This is a genomic window from Aeromonas enteropelogenes (assembly GCF_020097295.1).
GTDB classification, from domain to species: domain Bacteria; phylum Pseudomonadota; class Gammaproteobacteria; order Enterobacterales; family Aeromonadaceae; genus Aeromonas; species Aeromonas enteropelogenes.
Window position 1 is genome coordinate 2097524 of sequence record NZ_CP083625.1, and the last position, 19007, is coordinate 2116530.

Sequence of the window (19007 nt, forward strand, 5' to 3'; positions counted from 1 at the left end):
AGCCCTCTGCTTTTGGCAATCGGAAAGTAGAGGAGGAGAGATGTTCGGGATCCACGATTTGGCGCTGTTTGTGGTATCGGGTCTGCTGCTCAACATGATGCCGGGGCCGGACTCCCTGCTCATCATGCTGCGCAGCGGTTCGCAGGGGTGGCGGGCCGGTTCGGCGGCGGCCCTGGGGATAGGAACCGGCACCATGATCCATGTGCTGGGGGCCGCCCTTGGTCTCTCGGCCCTGCTCAGCGCCTCGGCCGAGCTGTTCGCCGTGATCAAGCTGGTGGGGGCCCTCTATCTCATCTATCTGGGGATCTCGCTGTTTCGCCAGAAATCGGCCAGGGTCGACAGCACGGGAGTGAGCCTGCCGGCGCTCTCCTATGGCCGCATCTACTGGCAGGGGGTGTTGACCAATGTGCTCAACCCCAAGGTGGCGCTCTTCTTTCTCGCCTTCGTGCCCCAGTTCATCGCGCCGGATTCCCCCGACAAGGCCCTCGCCTTTATCCTGCTCGGCTGCATCTTCAACCTGAACGGTATGATCTGGTGCCACTTTCTGGTCTTCAGCACCGCCTATGCCAGCAACAAGGTGAAGCTGCCGACCAGGATTGGCCGCTGGCTCAACCGGGGTATCGGCACCCTCTTTGTCGGGCTCGGGGTCAAGCTGGCGAGCGAATAGTCAGCCACTCCCTGACCTGGGGCAGGTTATCCCCGGCGACCCTGTGATATGGTCGCTGGGTATTTCCATTCGCGGCCACGGCCTGCCGGCCGCCGACAATCGAGACCCACTAGCACAGATGAACATCGCCCGGCTCAAGAACTTTACCGAGATAGTGAAGAACAACTTCAACATCTCGGCGACGGCGGAGAAGCTCTACACCTCCCAACCCACCCTCAGCAAGCAGATGAAGATGCTGGAAGACGAGCTGGGGCTGGCTCTCTTCACCCGCAAGGGCAAGAACCTCATTGGTCTGACCCCTGCCGGTGAGCAGGTGATGGAGCTGGCCAAGGGAGTGGTGGCCCAGGTGGAGCAGATCAACCAGCTGTCCCTGGGCGAGCAGCTCGCCACCAGCGGGGTGCTGCGCATCGCCACCACCCACACCCAGGCCCGCTACAAGCTGCCCGAAGTGATTACCGAGTTTCACCGCCGCTATCCCGAGGTGGCGATCCATCTTCATCAGGGGGCGCCCGCCCAGCTGGCCCAGATGGTGCAAAGCGGTGACGTGGAGATGGCCATTGCCACCGAGTCCATGTACCTGTTCGACGAGCTGGCCGCCGTGCCCTGTCATCGCTGGGGGCGCAGCGTGGTGGTGCCCCATGGCCACCCGCTCCTTGAGTGCCAGCCCTTGTCCATGGCCGATCTGGCCCGTTACCCTCTGATCACCTATGTGTTCGGTTTCACCGGCCGTTCCAAGATGGACAAGGCTTTCGGTCGCCACGGCCTCTCCCCGAAAATCGTGCTGACCGCCACCGACACCGATGTCATCAAGCATTATGTGCGGCTCGGCATGGGGGTCGGGGTGATCGCCAGCGTCGCTTTTGACGAGGGGGACAGGGAGGATCTGGTCTGCCTCAATATCGATCATCTGATCGCCTCGAGTGCCACCCACGTTTGCCTGCGCAAGCATGTGCACCTGCGCGATTACATGTATGACTTCATTCACCTCTATGCCCCCCATATCAGCCGGGAGACGGTACAGCGCCACCTGATGAACCAGCCGTCGGCCATCAATATGGCGGAGCTGCCCTGGCTGTAACGCCGTGTCCGCCATATGGATTTGAATCGCAGAGATAAAAAAAGAGAGGCATTTGCCTCTCTTTTGTTTCAGGGGATGGGACTTTAAGGGCGACGGGTCGCCAGATTGATAAAGATCTGGGCTCCGATCAGCAGGCAATCGTCATCCAGGTAGTAGGGGTTCGCGTGCAGATAGTTGCAGATCCCCTTGGCCTGGCAGCCGCTGCCGAGGAAGAACATAGCGCCCTTGCGGCCACGGCAGGCGTTGACCATGTAGCTGAAATCTTCGCTGCCGGTCATCGGCTGACCCTGAGCGTTGATCCCTTCCGCAGGCAGTACGTCGGCGGCGGCCAGCAGCAGGCGCTCGCACGCCTCCTGGTGGTTCTCTACCGCCGGATAACCGGCATAGATCATGCTGGTCTTGAAGCCGCGCAGTTCGCTCTGGGCCACTATCTCCCTGAAGCTGTTTTTCAGGATCTGGTCGGTTTCGGCGTCCATGGCGCGGATGGTGCCGCGCGCCTGCACATGGTCGGCGATGGCGTTGGGGATGGTGCCGCCGTTGATCATGCCGCAGCCGAACACTGCCGGACTGAACGGACTGGTGCGCTTGGCGACGATATAGTCCATGTCCTCAATGATGCGCACCGCCTCGCGGATGGCGTCCAGCCCCTTGTGGGGAGTGGAGCCGTGGGCCGAGACCCCGTGCACTTCCAGGGTCCAGGCCGAACCCCAGGAGGACATGACGCCGCTGTTGAACTTGATGGTGCCGGTCTCCATGGCGCCGTCGTTGTGCAGGGCATAGACCTCGTCCACCCCCGCCATGCAGCCCAGCTCCACCATCTTCTCGGCGCCCGGCACCCGCATGTCTTCCTCCGCCATCTGGAAGATGACGCGCACATTGTGGGTCAGCCGCTCTTTATGCTCCGCCAGAAATTTCGCCGTGGTCAGGGCGATCGCCATATGGGAGTCGTGACCGCAGTTGTGGGCCATCCCCTCGTGGGTGGACTTGAACGCCACCTCGCTCATGTCGTGCATCTCTAAGCCGTCCATGTCGGCCCGAAAGGCGATGGTGGGCAGGCTCGGGTCTATCACCAGATCCCCGTGAAAGCCGGTGAAGCCCGGGTAGTCGGTGAGGCGGTAGCCAAAGCCTTGCATCAGCTCGCGGCAGTAGGCCGAGGTCTTGAACTCGACGCCGGAAGCCTCGGGGATGGTGTGCAGGTGGTGGCGCACTTCCTGGCTGAAGTCACGCAAGGCCAGCAGGGCCGGTTCAATGTGATAGTGGTTCATCAGATGATCCCTTGAATGGAGAAGCCAAGCTGGGCAACCAGCGACGCGCCGAAGAAGCAACTGGTGGAGACGATCATGAAGATCAGGATCACCTTCCACGACATCTTCTTCAGCTCCTCCAGCTGACCGCCCACCGAGAGACCGGCGAAGGCCAGCAGCGGCACGCAGCAGGAGAGGAAGGAGATCTTGGCCACGGCATCGATAAAGAGGCCGCGCACCGGAGTGTCCGGCAGGCAGATGAGAATGCCGATGATGGTGGCATAGGCAAACGCCGGCAGGGAGGAGGGCAGATAGTGCTTGGCCACCAGAGAGGCAAACACCACCAGCGACATGGCCACGAAGCTGTCACCCATCTGCCAGATCGGCAGGCCAGTGGTCAGAGTCTGGGTAAACATGGCCAGCAGGATCGCCAGAAAGACGAACCGCATATCCATTACGATGCTTCTCATGCTTTCTCTCCTTTCGCAGTCAGAGCAAAGATCTTCTCGGCAAGGGGCAGTCCCAGGTAAGTGAGGGAGAGGGCGCCCAGCGCTGACGAGAGCAGGTTCGAGGCGGCAGCGATGCTCAGCACCTGCTGGGCCAGCGCCTCGTCGAGGCCGTTGATCAGCGCCCCGGAGGCGGCGCTCAGCATGGAGCCTGAGCCCACGCCGGAGCCGGCGGCCAGCGCCAGCGGATGCAGGCCGGTGAGCGGCGCTATGCTGCCGAGCACGCTGAACCAGAGGGTGCCGATGACGGAGCCGCACAGGTAGATGGCGAGCACGCCTATGTACTCCTGGGAACCGGTGCCGAACTTGCCCTGAATGACTGCGACCGAGGGCTCACGGCTGATGGAGGAGCAGGCCCCGATGGCGCGGCGGCCGAAACCGAACTTCACCGCCAGCGGAATGGCGATGAGGATGGGCAGCAGGTTGCCAATCTCCTGCAAAAAGAGCGGTACGCCGACGCTCAGGATCAGTTTCAGGTTGGGGATGATCATCCCCGCATACTGGGTGCCAAGGATCAGCAGGCTGAAGCCCACCATCTTGCCGCAGAACCCTTCCTCTTTTTCGGAGAAGAGCTTGCGCCAGCCGGGGATGCGCTCCTTGACCGGCTTGGCGGAAACAATCATGCCGATGATGACGGCAAAGAGCATGGGCAGGATGGGGATGATGGCGATGCCAATCTTTATCTCCTGTTTGCCTATCAAGTACTGGGCCACAAAGATCAGTATGGCGGTTGCCAATATGCTGACCGTGACCGTCTTGAGGGGGCTGGTTTGCTGCATAGTCTTCTTCTCTTGTTATCCCATGTGTGGCCATCCTCAGGGCGGGCCCGACGGATGGATGATGGAGGCATGATAGGGAGCAGGGGAGGTGAGTAATGTGACCGCCATCAAGCTGGCCATATGGCATTTTTTCATGGGGTATGCCCTTTAACCCTTTGGATACCAAGGGTTAAATCCAGTGACACATCAGCGTGACAGGCGTGGGTACAAGAGGGGGGCCATCGGATGGATGGCCCACGGGAGAGGCTTATCGTTCGAGCGGCTTGAGCCGGGTGCTGCGCAGCAGCAGGGGGAGCTGGTAGAGCACCAGGGCACCCAGCACCAGCCCGGCGCCAGCCAGTTTGTTGCCACCGAGCGGCTCGCCATAGAAGAGGGTGCTGAGGATCAGGGTCCAGACCGGTTCGAGCAGCATCATCAGGGCGGCGTGGGCCGTGGTCATCCTGCTCAGGGCGTGGGTGAGCAGCCAGTAGCGCAGGGTGGTGGCGATCAGGACGCTCGCGGCAAACCAGCCCCAGATGCCGTGACTGATGTTGGCGGGCCACTGCTCGGTCAGCAGGGAGAGCAGGGTGCCAAGCAGGCCGGTCACCGCCAGCTGGATGCAGGTGAGCCAGGTGGGGGGAATGGACTGGGCGAAGTGGCGATGGACCGCGAGCTGGATGCCGAGGGTGGCGGCCGCCGCCAGAAACCAGAACAGCGACAAAGAGACGCCCCATTGGGTGCTGCTGGAGAGCAGCAGCAGGCCGGCGATGGCGAGCGGCAGGGTGAGCCAGTAGTGGCGACCCGGTCTGGCCTTGAAGGCAGCCCAGGCGGCGAGCGGCGCCATCAGGGTGGCCACGCTCATGATGAAGGCGCCGCTGCCCAGCGCATCGCTCTGGCTGATGGCGGTGACCCAGAGCAGCAGGCTGGTGCCGAGCAGGGTGCCGCAGCCCGCGGCGCGGATCAGCTGGCCACGGTTGGGGGGCGGTTCGCGCAGCCAGGCGAGCGGCAACAGCAAGAGGGCGGCCAGCAGGAAACGGCTGCCGATAAAGGCGGCGGGAGGGAGTTCGCGGATCGCCTCTTTCGAGAAGAGCCAGCCGGCGGCGGCCAGCAGGGTGACCAGCACCATCAGCAGCAGGGGAGCGCGGTTCATAGAGGGCATCATGATGAAACAGGAGGGGAGAGCATAAAGGAAAGGCGCCGGGTATTGCTACCCGGCGCCTTTCATCTCTGCCGGGCATCGCTTGCACGATGCCCGGCCAGCAATCAGTTCATGCCGTATTATCACACCGCTTGTCTAATGCTGTTTGGTGATGTCTATAAATCGCACCTATCTTATTGATTTATATCGTCTAACTTTCCATGCTTGTCTAAAGTTATCTTAGGGGATATAAGACAAATGTGGGTTCAAAATGGCAATCTCAGATTCAAAACTCAAAGCAATGCTGCGTGGTCACGATGATGATACGCCCAGAAAGGTTGCGGACAGGGATGGGCTATCTGTTCTGTGGAGGAATAGCGGAAAAGTCAGCTTCGTGTACCGCTATCGAATTGTAGGCAAGGCAAAAAACCTGACTCTGGGATCCTATACCGGTCAGGAGGGGGGACTGTCGCTTTCCGAAGCAAGGAAAAAGGCGGCGCAATGTCGAGCTTGGTTGGAAGAGGGCAACGATCCCGCCTTGATGACGCGGATCGGGAAAGATGAAAGGCTGAAGCCTGTCACGGTTAAAGATGCACTCGAGTATTGGCTCTGCCATCACGCTGATAAGAAAAGGTCTAACAGTGAGAAGCATCGCCAGCAATTTGCGAAGTGGGTCTATTCAATCTGGCAAAATCCTGCATCCAAGTTCATTGCGTCGATGTGCACGGCAAGCGGATCCTCAACAAGAAACTCAAACGCGAGCAGGTGGTGCCGTTCTTCAGCGACCGACCCGCCTGTCTGATTGGCATGGAGGCCTGCGGCAGTGCCCACTTCTGGGCTACAAACTTCAGGCGCTGGGGCATACCGTCAAGCTGATAGCACCGCAGTTCGTCAAACCTTACGTCAAAACCGACAAGAACGATGCGGCCGATGCCGAAGCCATTTGCGAGGCGATGAGCCGCCCGAACATGTGCTTTGCGCCGATTAAAAACAGCGAACAACTGGCCGTCCTGGCAATGCATCGGGCCCGCCAGGGATTCGTCAAGGCGAGGACCGCGCAGGCAAACCAACTCCGGGGGCTGCTAGCGGAGCACGGTATTATCATCCCCAAGGGCATTCGCCACATCAATCAGCACCTGCTTGACATTCTGGAGGCGGGGGATAATGGGTTGCCAGGGCGGTTTCGTCAGTTACTCGACCGCTTGAGCGCTCACTTCAAGGAGCTCGATAAGCAGGTGAGGGAATTGGACGTTCAGCTCCAAAGTTGGCATCAGGACAGTCCGGCCAGCCAGAAACTGGCGAAGATACCGGGTATCGGTCCACTCACCGCCAGCGCGCTGGTTGCTACCATCGGCGATGCCAAACAGTTTCAGAACGGCCGGCAGTTGGCAGCCTGGCTGGGGTTGGTGCCCAGGCAACACTCCAGCAGCGGCAAGCCAACACTGCTGGGGATCAGCAAGCGCGGCGATACTTATCTGCGCACCCTACTCATCCATGGTGCCCGCAGCCGTGCTGCGGGTGGTGAAGAGCAAGGCACAACACGCAGGTAGTTGGCTGGAGGGGGTCATGGCGCGACGCAATCATAATGTGGCGGCGGTAGCACAGGCCAACAAGACGGCCCGCATCGTCTGGGCTCTACTAGCCAATGATCGAGAATTTGATGCGCAATACGGCACAGGCACAATCCTAGCGGCGTAATGACAAGACAATAGCAGAGGCAGAAAACCACCGATTGCACAGGCAATCATGACGTGATGGCGAGACAGGTCAGACCGTGACTGGCAAAACCCGAGGTATTCAAAGCACTTTCGAGAGCGACAAACTGATAGAGGAGCCAGTCAGCGAATTCCATCAGGGACAGAGGCAGTAGCCTCGATCACAGTCCGGATCTATGGCTGCAATCTCAACCTAACTCACCGTCATCGATTGAAGGCTTGGCAAACCGAGGCGACCATCTATGAATACCCTGGAACTACCTGTCAGACAGCCCCGAGTGTAGCGGTCACCTGGGGCTGGCGAAGTCATGACTTGCTGGCTGATTTGGGAAACAACGCCACGTTTGAGCTCACCGTGACGGGCTGCCGCATCGACCGGGGTAGCCATCAGGCTGACCGTTACTACTACGACCGAACACTGCTGGCCCAAGGCTGGCAGCAAGTACGACACCGAGGAGGATGCCTGGTACTTTGGCATCTGGATTAACACAGAGAAGCTGGAGAGCTTTACCTACGCCGAGGGGGATACCAACCATGTGATGGCGCCAAACGTTGAGGCGTTTCGTGCCGAATTGGCGCGGCTCTACCAGTACCACCCGCAAGCCCCGGCGTTTATCTGTATCAATCGGGAGGTAGGCATCGTGACTCACTACTTATAGTGCTGAGTCGTTCATTCAGGCGGTGTATCACTGTTTAATTAACAAACAAGTCTAGTCATATCCATATAGGAATTTGACTATGCTCAAGTTTTTTGTTTGTCAAAGCTGAATCGAGGTGTGTGGAAAAGTTTGCCGCTGTAGTATGGGGAGCCTATAGGGTCTGGTGCCAAACGGAGTTAGCACTGCTGATTAGAGGCATAGATTCATTTTTTACAACGTTCGGAGTTTTTGAAGATGAAAATTACGGCTAAACGCACAGCTGTTTGTTTAATGGTTTCCGCCAGCCTTATTCTCTCTGGCTGTGCTAGCACTGGGAGCTCGGTGACAGGGAATCAACCGGCAACAGATTCAAGACTTACTAATGGCCAAGAGGCTGAATTTTTTAGTGCGTCTGGATTCCAGGCATGTGCCGTTGCCGCAGGTATGGGGGTTGCAGCTTGCATGCTTTTGAAGTCAGAAGAAAAAACTCAGTGTGCAATAAAAGCGGGTATAGCTGCATGTGGTGTGGCAATGGGGGCAAACTACTATCTTGATTCTCGTCGCGCCGAGTATGCCAATACCACCGATCGTTTGCAGGCAATGAACAACGATATTCAAAAAGACACCGAGGTCGTGGTTGCTCGCACCAATATTGCCAAGCAGGTCATTGCTGACAACAGTAAAACCTTGACCCAAATTGCTAAAAATAAAGACCAAGCGGGTTTTGACAAGGTGGTAGCACAGCGTCAACTCGGCAAAGTCGATGCAGATCTGGCTCAACTTAACAAAGAGTTGACCAATATGCGTAAGAAGGCGACCGAGTACCAACAAGTTGCTAAAAGTGAGCAGAGTGAGGCAACCGAGGCCGAGTTGGCAATGGTCAATGCCAAAGTACTTGAGCTGAACAAGCAGATTGCCGTATTGGAAAAAGAGGTTAATGGCCTCTATGACCAGCGCAGCGCCATCACTGTTGGTTGAATATCGACCATCGCATCATTATCGTTAAGGGGGTGTCAATATCCTGGGTCTATCTGGGTATTGACAGGAAAATGTTATGAAATTTAGAGCCGTCTATCTGAGTAGCTTGCTGGTATTAACGGGTTGTGCTACCACCCCAGCTGATTGCGATCCTGCCAACCGTAGCGCTAGCCTCCTCACAAAAATGAGTTGTGATTCCTCTGGAGCATACCGCCAAAAGGTTAATGACCAAGAGCAACAGCTACAACGAAATCAGGAGCTCAATGCACTGTCGCATCAAATTTTGATCGACATGGAAAGTCGCAAGCAGCATTCAAATACGACTTTGGCACAAGAGCAGGCTGATCAACAGGCACTGAAAGCCTCATTGAGCCAACTAGTTGCCCAACTGAAAGTTAAAGGTGGTAAGCAAGCAGGTCTACAGCGGCAGATCAACGCATTGGCGAAAGCAGAACAGCAGTTCACTCCCTCCTCAAATGACAATGCGGCTCAAGTTGCAGCTAAGCGAGAGGAGGCAGCACAACTCGAAGCCAAGGTTAAAGAGCTGAATCAAAGTCTGGGTTATTAGAGCTGATTTTTTAGACCTAGCTTAAGGTCATCTTGGCAGCAGAGTGTTTGTTAGCACGCACTCTTTAGCGTGCTTTTGGATATGAAGTCTCTTTATGCAGCGAATAATATCGGATTTTCCGATTGACGAAAAAACGCTCGAAAATTATGAGCAGAGCCTTGCCGTACTCTGTCGTTATTTTCCTCCCCTCATTACCAGCTTGTTTGCGACGGCGCGTCGTAGCCGCGATGGTAATCTGGAGTGGTGGAGCGAGCGTGAAGGGCAACCCATACTGCTGAATGCGCTCCCTGCTACAGAACAAGCCGTGCTGCAGGAGAAATGTTTGCTTCGCCAAGAGGCGATCCGTCAACTGGCAGGAGAGCTGGCTCGCCGTGGTGAGCCAGTTCATGCCGAGCGACTGCATAACTTGCTCAAGCAGACACCACAACTAGTGTGCTACGGCATCAATGGTGAGCCGGTGTTGGTTCACTGGGGGATCCCGCAACAGCCTGCAGACCCAATTCTGCTAGAAGAACCCACCCCGAGGCTTCACAAGGGACACTGGATTACCGCTAGGCATCATGGCTGTCTGGCTGCGATATTATTGGCGCTGCTACTAGGGATCCTGCTGCTGCGTTGCTGGCCTACGTTATTCCCAGTTGATCTCCCCTCTGACGGTAAGCAGCTAACCGAGTTGACCAAAGAACAGCCCAACGTCAGCCTAGTCAAGCAACACGATTATGGTCGTATTCGGGTCAATCTCAATTGGACTAACCCTAACCCAGACAATGCGATCGATCTGGATGTCGCTGCGTTTGTTCGGCTGAAAAATCAGAAAAAAACCGGGGTTGAAGCGCTCAGTCGTCTGTTTGGTGATTATGACAACGTGCCTTATGTGGCGTTGGAGGGAGATGATCGTAGTGGGGACAACAGTCATGGGGAGTGGTTGCTAATTAACGGCTCTCATTGGCAGCAGATCGATGAGGTGCTGATTTATGCCTTCATTTATAGCGGTGCTTCCAATTGGCAAAATACTCAGGCCACCATCACCATACATATTCCCGGTCAGTCACCCATTACGACGCGCTTGACCGAAGGGGATGAAGACATGCCTGTGAGTGTCATCGCTCGGTTAATTAATGTTGATGGCGCCATCAAAGTTGAACGGATAAACCAGTATTTTGACGATCGAAAGAGCATCGATAAGGCGTTTGGATGGGGGTTGGAGTGGCATTCAACCAAGGGTAAAGGTTGAGCCGTCCTGCTGTCACAAGGGCTGAGTCTCGCAATAACATAATTAGATTTTTTGAGGGTTTATAGATGCAGGATTCCATCCAGGGTCCATTACTGCGCAGTGGTCATAATTCTGCGTTTAAGGCGCTCGGTGAGACCGGTTTCCCTGTCTACCGTATGGCCACTCAATTACGGGAGACCATCCGTCGTCTGGATACGGGGCAGGAGCTTGCACGCCATTTGGCCATTCCGCAAAACCATCAAGGGGGGGATAAAACCGATTGGTACAGTAGTTTTGCGGGAGATGTGATCCCATGGAACAGTGCCACGGAGTCTGAGCGAGCGGCTGCTTATTCGCAGCTTGAATCCTTCAAGTTAGCTGTGCTGGCACTGAGCGAGCAACTGCTGACCACTGATAACAAGGATAGGGGGGGTGATAAACGGGTCTTTGCAAGTTTGCTCAAACAGGTAGTCAATTTTCCGGATCAGGATTTTGTCTATCTGGTTGATGGGGTATTGGTAATCACGTTTTGGGGATTTGTGCACGATAACGACGAACAACGTGACCCGATGCACTGGCTAAAGCCTGTGAGCCCGAGCTTGACTACGCCGGGAGTAGCCGCGAGTGCCCCTGTCGCAGAGCTTGCCCCTGCGTGTGAGATAGTGCCAACAACAGGCGCGGTGCCGGCAATCCCCATGTATGCCCAGCCGGTAACACCGACAATCCAGAGCGCGAGTTGGTGGAGTCGCTGGCGTTGGCGTTGGTTGTTCTGGCCGCTGTTGTTGCTGGCCCTGTTGGCATTATTGCTGTTTGGTTTGCGATCCTGTGCCCCCAGCTTTTCGCTGCCAGGCGTATCATCGATGGGCTTGCCAATACTCAGGGATAGTGCAGTAGCTGTTCCCTCATCAGGGCAAGCGCTGCCCGCTGCGCATGGTCCTGCTGATGTGGCAGCGACAATACCTAGTCGAGCATCAGAGCCGCATACCACGGTGGAGAGCGCCGCTTTAGCGTCAGGCGATCCGCTTACGCCTCCACCAGCCCCCTTGGCTAGCGGTGAGGAGCCTGTGTCAGCAAGCCCCCCGCAAGCTTCGATGCCGAGCGCAACTGCAGACCTAGAGCCGCCCACATTACCGCCAGCAAGTCCCCCTAGCACTGATGTCGCACATCCGGTACCTCAAGGTAAGGAGCTGACGATACCGCCGACCATTGCCAATGGACCCGCCCAGTTTTTAGACGGTGACTGGAAAGTTAACGGGGGTATTCAGGACACCCAGACCGGCAAGCCTTTGCAACTGCAATACAGCTTCAAAGAGGGTAAAGGCCAAGTTAGCTTGCGCCAGTCCAATGGGGTTGTGTGCCGGGGCGCGGCTAGCGGTGTAATGAAAGACGGCCAATTGAGTATTAATAATCTGAGGCAAGCGCGGTGTGCAGATGGATCCAGCTATATGATCCCTCAAATCGAATGTAAGCCAGGAACGGACAATGGTACCGATTGCGTGGGCCGCAATGAGGGTGAGCAGCAGTTCCCCATCAAGATGCGCCAGCAAAATCCCTAAGGGCAGGAAGAGATAATCATGTTGCCAGAAATAAAACCATTTGATCGTCAGGTCACCCTGGTGGGTGATTCTGGAATCCAGTTTATGGATTTCGGTCTGACGCTGGGGCGCGAGCAGGCAGGTGAGTTTGTTGAGCTGGCCAGCGGCGTGCTCACTCGTCTACTGTACAACGAAGAGAAGGATTTCCATTTCTTCCAGCCAGGGCCCGACGCCATCGAAAAGGCGCGCGCGAAGTATGATATCGCACTTAAGAGCAGCCTCGAGTTGCTAGACGGGACCTGGCTACCGCTGCCGCTGTTCCGGTTTAATTCTCCCCATTTCTACAACGAGGGACCGATCAACTGGGCACGTTTTCGGTTGGTCAAACTGCAAGAGCCGGACTTGGATGGCCATACCCATCGCCTGACTCTGGCTTTTGATACCCGGATCATGGCCAAGTTGCACGGCTCAGCCGATCTGGGGCCCAATCAAGAAGATGTCAGTGCAGGGGCCACCTTCCAACTTGCCACCTCGACCTATGCCCTTGGTTGGTATTTGACCCAGCCTTGGCTAAAAGAGTGGCTGCTTGAGGTCTTTAATGATGCAAGCCAAGGGCGTGATAGAGAGGAACGGGATAGCGAGATACAGCAACAATACCCAGTTGCACATTACCTTAATCTGCTCTCCTTGTTGGCGAAGCCGGTCGCTGATCAGCAAAGCAAAGAGCCGCCAAGGGTCGAGATACCGCAATTTCGGATCATCGCTAACGGCGAGACCAATGCCATCAAGCCGATCCCGGTGGATCTGGTTCTCGATGTGGGTAACTCTCGTACCTGTGGCATTTTGATTGAGGATCATGGTCAGTCCGGTTCTGGCCTGATGCACAACTATGTGTTGCAACTGCGGGATCTAAACGCCCCTGAACAGGTATATAGCCAGCCCTTCGAGAGTCGCATCGAATTTTCTCAGGCCTTCTTTGGCAAGGATCACTGCTCGGTTCGCAGTGGTCGCCATGATGCATTTCAATGGCCGACCATAGCCCGGATCGGCAATGAGGCTGGCCGTTTGGCCAGCCGCCGTCGCGGCAGTGAAGGGTCGACAGGTCTATCTAGCCCGAAGCGCTACCTCTGGGATGAAAAATTCTATGGTCAGGGCTGGCGCTTCAACTCGGCTTATCAGCAGCACGATACCCATTCGCTGGCAACGGCGGCCCCTTTTGCGAACCTTATCAATGAAAAAGGGGAAGCGCTGCACACCATAGAGGATGAGATGGATCGCATCCCGGTGTTTACGCCCCGCTACTCGCGCAGTGCCTTGATGACCTTTATGCTGGCAGAGGTATTGACCCAGGCGTTGACCCAGATCAACAGCCCGGCGCAGCGAACTCGCCAGGGGCATGCCGGTATTCCGCGTCAGTTGCGCAATATCATTCTCACTGTGCCGCCCGGCATGCCGATGGCCGAACGCTGTATTCTTGATGAACGGATGCACCAGGCCGTCGGGTTGGTGTGGAAGGCGCTGCGCTGGCATCAGGGGGAACAAGACCCTTATCGTCGTCAGGAAGATGGGGATATACAGGATAATATCCAAGTGCCATTGCCCCGCGTCCGAGTGGAGTGGGATGAGGCCTCCTGTGCTCAGCTGGTCTATCTCTATACCGAGATAAACCAGAACTTTGCCGGTCATCCGGAGGAGTTTTTTGCCGCGCTGGGCCGCCCCGATAGAAAGAACCGTGAGAGTATTACCCTAGCCTCCATCGATATTGGGGGCGGCACCACGGATCTGGTCATCACCGATTATGCTCTCGATCGCAGCGGGCAACAGGGGGCTGGTGTCAATGCCCATATCGTGCCACAGCAGCGCTTTCGCGACAGTTTCAAGATAGCGGGGGACGATGTGCTGCTCGATGTTATCCAGCTGTTGGTGCTGCCTGCGCTGGAAACCTCGTTCAAACAGAGTGGTGTTGGCTCGGTTGATACCCTCATGTCGCAGCTTTGTGGTGCCAATAACGTGAGCGCGGCGGAAGCTGTGCTGCGCCAGCAACTCAACTTACAGGTATTTGTCCCGATAGCCCTTGATTTACTCGGTCGCTATGAACAGTACGATCCGCAGGGCTTGGGTGCGAACGTGAGCGAGAGCCTGCGTTATGGCGACTTGGTGCCAGCCAATAACATCAGTGCGGCAGTCGAGGCGTTTGTACAGCGGGAGGTACAAAAAGCGGGCGGCGGCTGTGACTTCAAGCTGCGCGAGGTGCCCATCACCTTCAATGTGGCACAAGTGCATCAGGCACTGCTGTCTGGTCGTTTCAACATCTGCAAGGTGTTGACCGCGTTGTGTGAGGTGATGGCTAACTACCATTGCGACATGCTGCTGTTAACCGGGCGCCCCTCCTTGCTACCGGGCATTCAGGCCTTCATTCGGATGTGTCTGCCATTACCGCCGGGACGCATTTTGCCGCTACATGGTTACCATACTGGCACTTGGTATCCGTTCCACAAGAATGGTCAAATTGATGATCCAAAGAGTACTGCCTCGGTGGGGGCCATGATCACCTTGCTGTGTGCCAATCACAGTATTCCTAACTTCCATTTCCGTACAGCAGCGCTCAAGCCTTACTCCACCATTCGCCATATGGGGATCATCGATCTGCAAAATATCATTCGCGATCACGATGTGACCTACCGTGATATTCAGTCGTTCGAGGGCCAGATCCGGTTGCCGAAGGTTGGCAGTGAAGATACGGATACCCCAGTCTGGATCATGCGCGGTGACTTGCGTCTAGGATATCGCCAGCTTGATGCTGAACGCTGGACCGCCGCCCCCTTCTATACCTTGCGTTTCAGTGATGAGGGTCGAGCCAAATATACCCAGGCTAAGTCTTTGGATGGCAGCTCACCCTATCTGGAGGTCAAGCTGGCCATCGGCAAGGATAACCGGGCCAGGGCATTGGGGCTTATCAGTGACAAGCTGATAGTCAGTGAGGTAGGTAGCAATACTGACAAAACATTTAATAAGCGGGATCTGGAGCTGGAGCTCAACACTATGCCAGATGCCGGACTCATAGATAGCAGACACTGGTTAGATAGCGGGAGTGTAAAACAACAATGAAGCCTCAACAGGAGACCTTAAGTCAGGGGTGGGCGACAATCGAGCGCAGCGCCCAGGATGCACTTGGCTGGGTCGATGTAGTGCGCCATGACTCCCACCGGCTCGATAATGAGGCGGATAAGCTTAACCTCAGTTTGCATCGGGCTCGCAATGTGGCTCACAGCCTCAAGCGAGTGGCGGGGACCCCCATGACGGTGGGTTTTTTCGGCATTTCCCAAGCGGGTAAATCCTATCTGATATCAGCCTTGGCAGCCGGCGGTAATGGTGCGCTGGAGGGGTGCTATGGGGAGCGTAAGGTTGACTTCATCAAAGAGGTGAACCCTGTGGGCGGCGGCAAAGAGGCTACAGGTCTGGTCACGAGGTTTACTCGTGCCAAAACCGCTGCTCCGGTGAAGTACCCCGTGCCCTTACAGCTGTTTAGCGAGATTGACTTAGCCAAGATCCTGGCCAACACCTGGTTCAACGATTTCAACCACGAGCTGCTGAGCTATCAGCTCGATGAGGCGCGTATCGAGGCGCGGTTGCAGCCGTTTGAGCATCGCCCCATCAACCCGGTCGCCAACAATGGTGTCAGCCGTGATGATGTGGTGGCCCTGTGGGACTATTTGAACGGCAGTTTTAGGAAGTCGGTGGAAAAGCTCGAGCATGGCTATTGGCCACGAGTATTACAACTGGCACCCACACTGATGCCCGCTGAGCGGGCAGAGTTGTTCTCCCTGCTATGGGGTGAGCAAACCGAGCTGACTGAGATTTATCGTAACCTGGCAACCAGCCTTGCCAGACTGGGCCATGCCAAGACCGTTTACGCGCCTCTTGATTGCCTGTTGAATCAAGGTAACGGCAGCGTCAGCATCATGAACGTGGACAGTCTCGGCTTGTTGGGTTCAGCCGAGGACAGGACCGTCGAGATCTGTTTCTTGGGGGCGGACGGCCGGCATATGCCAGCCTCGATTGCCCAGGCCCAGCTGGCAGCCCTGACCACCGAGTTGATCTTTCCTATGGTCGAGGGGGCTGCGGGTAGCTTGGTGGAGCAGGTGGATCTACTCGATTTCCCCGGCTACCGAGGTCGCCTCGCAATTAGTAAACTGGAAGAGGCTGCCAGCGCAGGTGGTAGTCCTATTTCTCAGCTGCTGCTACGTGGCAAGGTCGCGTATTTGTTCGAGCGTTATACCGATAATCAGGAGATGAATGCCTTGGTGGTTTGTGCCAGCGCCGCCAAGCAGAGTGATGTGACCAGTGTGGGGCCCGTGTTGACGCGCTGGGTAGAAAAGACCCAGGGCAAGTGTGCCAGTGAGCGGCAGAGCCGCAAACCAGGCTTGTTTTGGGCGTTGACCATGTTTGATATACGGATCAATAGCGGGCTTAACCTGACATCTGCTCAGCTCAAGGAAGGTTGGGATGGCCTGATGCAGCAAACCCTGCTGGAACGTTTTGGCCAATATGAGTGGATCCAGGAGTGGGCTCCGGGGCGCCCATTTAACAACTGTTTCTTGGTGCGCAAGCCTGGCATGCCGGTCCCTTTCTTGAGCATAGACGGTGGGCGAGAAGTGGCTGTCGCACCGCAATATGCTGATGTCTTGCAACAGATGGCGACCTCTTTTGTTGCAGGAAAAGGTGTTGCGCAACATTTGGCTGATCCCGAAGCTGCGTGGACGGCGATGCTGTCGCTCAATGATGGTGGTATGGCCCTGCTTGGACAAGAGCTGAGGGGGGTGGCGCATCTTGAATTCAAGCTTGATCGACTCCAGCAGCAGCTCGACGCCAAGCGCAAAGAGCTGGCGGAACAACTGCTAGGGCGCTGGTATGAGCAAGATGGTGACGGCCAGCTGGCGAAAAAGCGGGAGATAGGCAAGCAGCTTTGGACTGGGCTTGGCGCACGTGTTAACTCCCTTGGTGAGCTCATTAGCCAGCTGGATCTGCCCTCAGCGGAACTGAGCAATATCTACCTCAGTATTCGTGAGGATGTCCCCAAGGATGATGGGGGAGAAGCCACCGCAATCTCTCCTTATGGCAGTAGCCCGGCGAACCCGTTTGGGCAGACACCTTTTGGCGCTAGTCCTTTTGATAGCAGCCCATTTACGAGCAATCCTTTCGATCAGGCTGATGTCGCCGTGGTGAACACAGCCGCCAAGGCTGAAGAGCGGGTAGGCCAGGATGATAGCTTCGCCCGTGAGGCATTCAAGGCATGGGTCGCTCATTTGCGGGATCTGCCCACCCGGAAAACCCTGCTGGCTCAGCTCGGTATCGAGACCGAATTGATAGACTTACTTACTGAAGAGTTAGTCACTGCGGCTAACCGTCTGGATCTGGAGGGAACGTTGAAACGAACCCTGGCTGGTCAGGAGCAGGCGGGGGTGCGGCGAGAACAACAGCTTGCACGGCAAGTGATGAAGGCTCAGCTTACATTGCGCGATTTCGTGGCTTGGTTTGGTTTTTTGGCCATGCCACCAGAGAAGGTACCACACAGCTTTGCGGGCACTAAGGGCAAGCTATTTGCCCGTGGTTCAGCAATAGGCCAAAACGAGTTACCTTGCCTGCCTGCCACTCCGCTCAATCCTGCCATGGCGTATTTGGGGGATTGGCTCTCTTCCCTGGTGCTGATCACCCAAGATAACGCGGGCCATAGCGCCACACGGGATATTTCTCACGATCAGAATCAGCGTCTGGGCCAGATCATCCATCAATTAAAACAAGAGTAAGCACCATGCTAGCCAAAATAATTGCTACCGACCCCGCTGTGCCGGGTGAAGCCCAACTACTAATCCGGTTGCGGGGCATCTCCGAGCTGGTGGAGGGGCTCGAATTTTCTCTTCTCAATAATCAGCAGAACTATTTGCAAGAGGGGGGGCTGTGGAGCCCCGCCCCCCACTGGTTTGGCATCAGTGGCGGTTATCCGCTACAAAGCGGCAGCGGCTTTCGGGTGGGTGCTGCGATCGTGGACCCCTTGTTGGTCAACTCAAGCCCAATTCAGATCAACGTCAAGCTGGCTTCTAGTGAAATCCGTCATACCACCTTGCAAGTGGCACGCCAGGCGGTATTCCCCTCCAGTGCTCGAGGCGAGGTGGGTGAATATGGTGGCAGCAGTGTCATTAACTCACCCGAGGTTGATGCTCCTCCAGTGCCAGATTTAGCTCCAGTTGAGGTGCCGGTTGAGATTGAACTGCCAGCCTTCCGTGTGGAACCCGAGATCGAACCAGCGCCCGTGCCGGTGGAGACGCCCTTACTGGCGGCCACTACTGCTGCTCCTAAATCGAAGACTCCGCTGATCCTAGGTGGGGTGGTGCTGTTGCTGCTGATTGGCGCCCTGATCTTCTGGTTTAGCCGCTCAGCAACTGCACCAGTGATCGAGCCTATTGCTGCAACGGCTGTCGAACCGGTGGCGGCAGAACCAGTGGTTAATGAAGCCAGCGGCGAGGCAACTGAGGATGGTTGCAGTGCCGCTAATTTGGCGACGAAGAGCGAATTGGAGTTTGTGCAAGCCTGTATTGCACAGCAGTCGCCAACCGATACCTTATTGGCGGTGATCCAAAGCGCCAAATCAGCCCAGAAATGTGGTGTGGCGCAGCGCCTTTATGCCAACCGTGCGCAGGGGGGAGATAGCAAGGTGGCCCTGGCCTATGCCCGTGAATATGATCCCAAGTTCCACCAGCCGAACGACTGCTTTAAAGAGGCTGATAACGCCACTGCAGCCTATTGGTATGACACAGTACTTCAGGTTGAGCCCGACAATGGCGAGGCCAAACAGCGCTATGAGGAGTTAAGCAAGTGATTGCAGCAACTAGGTCATTGCGCGGCGCGGCAGTACTCATGCTGCTGTTGGGGGGCGCAGGTGCGGCGGCGGCCGAGACAACATCGGAGCAT

Annotated in this window: 14 protein-coding genes and 1 pseudogene; 11 read left to right on the forward strand and 4 right to left on the reverse strand. The window is 56.4% G+C overall.

The window, feature by feature from the left end:
- Positions 1-40 precede the first annotated feature (40 nt).
- Positions 41-667, forward strand: coding sequence for a LysE family translocator (locus LA321_RS09920; protein ID WP_042070181.1), 627 nt, complete (start codon positions 41-43; stop codon positions 665-667).
- A 118-nt stretch (positions 668-785) separates the two neighbouring features.
- Positions 786-1745, forward strand: coding sequence for a LysR substrate-binding domain-containing protein (locus LA321_RS09925; protein ID WP_042070180.1), 960 nt, complete (start codon positions 786-788; stop codon positions 1743-1745).
- 83 nt (positions 1746-1828) lie between these two features.
- Here LA321_RS09925 and LA321_RS09930 read toward each other — a convergent pair whose 3' ends face one another.
- From LA321_RS09930 to LA321_RS09945, 4 genes are all read right to left on the reverse strand, one after another.
- Positions 1829-3010 (reverse strand): M20 metallopeptidase family protein, encoded by a 1182-nt coding sequence (locus LA321_RS09930; RefSeq protein ID WP_042070178.1) that lies wholly within the window; start codon positions 3008-3010, stop codon positions 1829-1831.
- Positions 3010-3459, reverse strand: coding sequence for a hypothetical protein (locus tag LA321_RS09935; protein WP_026457657.1), 450 nt, complete (start codon positions 3457-3459; stop codon positions 3010-3012). Before LA321_RS09935 ends, LA321_RS09930 begins: the two co-directional genes overlap by 1 nt.
- Positions 3456-4274: a DUF3100 domain-containing protein gene (locus tag LA321_RS09940; RefSeq protein ID WP_042070176.1), complete on the reverse strand. Its 819-nt coding sequence runs from the start codon at positions 4272-4274 to the stop codon at positions 3456-3458. The genes LA321_RS09935 and LA321_RS09940 overlap by 4 nt, the downstream gene beginning before the upstream one ends.
- Positions 4275-4521: 247 nt before the next feature.
- Complete coding sequence (locus LA321_RS09945) at positions 4522-5403, reverse strand: DMT family transporter (RefSeq protein WP_082043370.1); 882 nt, start codon at positions 5401-5403, stop codon at positions 4522-4524.
- Between the two features lie 259 nt (positions 5404-5662).
- On the opposite strand from LA321_RS09945, the gene LA321_RS09950 reads away from it, so the two are divergent.
- From LA321_RS09950 to LA321_RS09990, 9 genes and pseudogenes are all read left to right on the forward strand, one after another.
- Positions 5663-6193 carry an Arm DNA-binding domain-containing protein gene (locus tag LA321_RS09950; RefSeq protein ID WP_082043369.1) on the forward strand — a complete coding sequence of 177 codons (531 nt, stop codon included), beginning with the start codon at positions 5663-5665 and terminating at the stop codon, positions 6191-6193.
- Positions 6076-7089: pseudogene (locus LA321_RS09955) on the forward strand (IS110 family RNA-guided transposase). The gene LA321_RS09950 and the pseudogene LA321_RS09955 overlap by 118 nt, the downstream one beginning before the upstream one ends.
- 910 nt (positions 7090-7999) lie before the next feature.
- The gene (locus LA321_RS09960; RefSeq protein ID WP_042070175.1) at positions 8000-8722 is read left to right on the forward strand and encodes a hypothetical protein; all 723 of its coding nucleotides are present in this window, start codon (positions 8000-8002) and stop codon (positions 8720-8722) included.
- Positions 8723-8798: 76 nt separating this feature from the next.
- Complete coding sequence (locus LA321_RS09965) at positions 8799-9290, forward strand: hypothetical protein (protein WP_042070174.1); 492 nt, start codon at positions 8799-8801, stop codon at positions 9288-9290.
- Positions 9291-9384: 94 nt separating this feature from the next.
- Positions 9385-10524 carry a hypothetical protein gene (locus tag LA321_RS09970; RefSeq protein ID WP_042070172.1) on the forward strand — a complete coding sequence of 380 codons (1140 nt, stop codon included), beginning with the start codon at positions 9385-9387 and terminating at the stop codon, positions 10522-10524.
- 65 nt (positions 10525-10589) lie between these two features.
- A complete protein-coding gene (locus LA321_RS09975; protein WP_082043368.1) occupies positions 10590-12059 on the forward strand; it encodes an SrfA family protein in 1470 nt (489 codons plus the stop codon).
- Positions 12060-12077: 18 nt separating this feature from the next.
- Positions 12078-15146 (forward strand): virulence factor SrfB, encoded by a 3069-nt coding sequence (locus LA321_RS09980; protein WP_042070171.1) that lies wholly within the window; start codon positions 12078-12080, stop codon positions 15144-15146.
- On the forward strand, positions 15143-17845 hold the full coding sequence (locus tag LA321_RS09985; protein ID WP_042070170.1) for a putative virulence factor: 2703 nt from the start codon (positions 15143-15145) through the stop codon (positions 17843-17845). Before LA321_RS09980 ends, LA321_RS09985 begins: the two co-directional genes overlap by 4 nt.
- Before the next feature lie 5 nt (positions 17846-17850).
- A complete protein-coding gene (locus LA321_RS09990; protein ID WP_042070169.1) occupies positions 17851-18915 on the forward strand; it encodes a hypothetical protein in 1065 nt (354 codons plus the stop codon).
- Positions 18916-19007 lie beyond the last annotated feature (92 nt).

Coding starts and splice junctions, on each gene's coding strand:
- LA321_RS09940 (WP_042070176.1), bottom strand. CDS start 4,274: ATGCAGCAAACCAGCCCCCTCAAGACGGTCACGGTCAGCATATTGGCA.
- LA321_RS09975 (WP_082043368.1), top strand. CDS start 10,590: ATGCAGGATTCCATCCAGGGTCCATTACTGCGCAGTGGTCATAATTCT.
- LA321_RS09950 (WP_082043369.1), top strand. CDS start 5,663: ATGGCAATCTCAGATTCAAAACTCAAAGCAATGCTGCGTGGTCACGAT.
- LA321_RS09920 (WP_042070181.1), top strand. CDS start 41: ATGTTCGGGATCCACGATTTGGCGCTGTTTGTGGTATCGGGTCTGCTG.
- LA321_RS09980 (WP_042070171.1), top strand. CDS start 12,078: ATGTTGCCAGAAATAAAACCATTTGATCGTCAGGTCACCCTGGTGGGT.
- LA321_RS09935 (WP_026457657.1), bottom strand. CDS start 3,459: ATGAGAAGCATCGTAATGGATATGCGGTTCGTCTTTCTGGCGATCCTG.
- LA321_RS09990 (WP_042070169.1), top strand. CDS start 17,851: ATGCTAGCCAAAATAATTGCTACCGACCCCGCTGTGCCGGGTGAAGCC.
- LA321_RS09960 (WP_042070175.1), top strand. CDS start 8,000: ATGAAAATTACGGCTAAACGCACAGCTGTTTGTTTAATGGTTTCCGCC.
- LA321_RS09945 (WP_082043370.1), bottom strand. CDS start 5,403: ATGAACCGCGCTCCCCTGCTGCTGATGGTGCTGGTCACCCTGCTGGCC.
- LA321_RS09965 (WP_042070174.1), top strand. CDS start 8,799: ATGAAATTTAGAGCCGTCTATCTGAGTAGCTTGCTGGTATTAACGGGT.
- LA321_RS09930 (WP_042070178.1), bottom strand. CDS start 3,010: ATGAACCACTATCACATTGAACCGGCCCTGCTGGCCTTGCGTGACTTC.
- LA321_RS09925 (WP_042070180.1), top strand. CDS start 786: ATGAACATCGCCCGGCTCAAGAACTTTACCGAGATAGTGAAGAACAAC.
- LA321_RS09985 (WP_042070170.1), top strand. CDS start 15,143: ATGAAGCCTCAACAGGAGACCTTAAGTCAGGGGTGGGCGACAATCGAG.
- LA321_RS09970 (WP_042070172.1), top strand. CDS start 9,385: ATGCAGCGAATAATATCGGATTTTCCGATTGACGAAAAAACGCTCGAA.